The sequence below is a fragment of the Streptomyces sp. NPDC038213 genome, assembly GCF_055600495.1.
The window spans coordinates 1-1,059 of the sequence record NZ_JBVJYM010000082.1; the positions used below are offsets into that span (position 1 = coordinate 1).

The window sequence follows — 1,059 nt, forward strand, 5'->3', positions numbered from 1 at the left end:
GCGAAGCTGAGAACTTAAGCGCCAGTAAACGGCGGTGGTAACTATAACCATCCTAAGGTAGCGAAATTCCTTGTCGGGTAAGTTCCGACCTGCACGAATGGCGTAACGACTTCTCGACTGTCTCAACCATAGGCCCGGTGAAATTGCACTACGAGTAAAGATGCTCGTTTCGCGCAGCAGGACGGAAAGACCCCGGGACCTTTACTACAGTTTGATATTGGTGTTCGGTTCGGCTTGTGTAGGATAGGTGGGAGACTTTGAAGCAGCCACGCCAGTGGTTGTGGAGTCGCCGTTGAAATACCACTCTGGTCGTGCTGGATGTCTAACCTCGGTCCGTGATCCGGATCAGGGACAGTGTCTGATGGGTAGTTTAACTGGGGCGGTTGCCTCCCAAAGGGTAACGGAGGCGCCCAAAGGTTCCCTCAGCCTGGTTGGCAATCAGGTGTTGAGTGTAAGTGCACAAGGGAGCTTGACTGTGAGACCGACGGGTCGAGCAGGGACGAAAGTCGGGACTAGTGATCCGGCGGTGGCTTGTGGAAGCGCCGTCGCTCAACGGATAAAAGGTACCCCGGGGATAACAGGCTGATCTTCCCCAAGAGTCCATATCGACGGGATGGTTTGGCACCTCGATGTCGGCTCGTCGCATCCTGGGGCTGGAGTCGGTCCCAAGGGTTGGGCTGTTCGCCCATTAAAGCGGTACGCGAGCTGGGTTTAGAACGTCGTGAGACAGTTCGGTCCCTATCCGCTGTGCGCGTAGGAATATTGAGAAGGGCTGTCCCTAGTACGAGAGGACCGGGACGGACGAACCTCTGGTGTGCCAGTTGTCCTGCCAAGGGCATGGCTGGTTGGCTACGTTCGGGAGGGATAACCGCTGAAAGCATCTAAGCGGGAAGCCTGCTTCAAGATTAGTATTCCCACCTCCTTGAGAGGGTAAGGCTCCCAGTAGACGACTGGGTTGATAGGCCAGATGTGGAAGCCCGGTAACGGGTGGAGCTGACTGGTACTAATAGGCCGAGGGCTTGTCCTCAGTTGCTCGCGTCCACTGTGTTAGTTCTGAAG

At 55.8% G+C, this 1,059-nt stretch carries 1 rRNA gene; it reads left to right on the forward strand.

What is annotated here, in order from left to right:
• Window positions 1-1,027 (forward strand): 23S ribosomal RNA (locus ACZ7JZ_RS36055); the annotation flags it as partial.
• Between the last annotated feature and the right edge of the window lie 32 nt (window positions 1,028-1,059).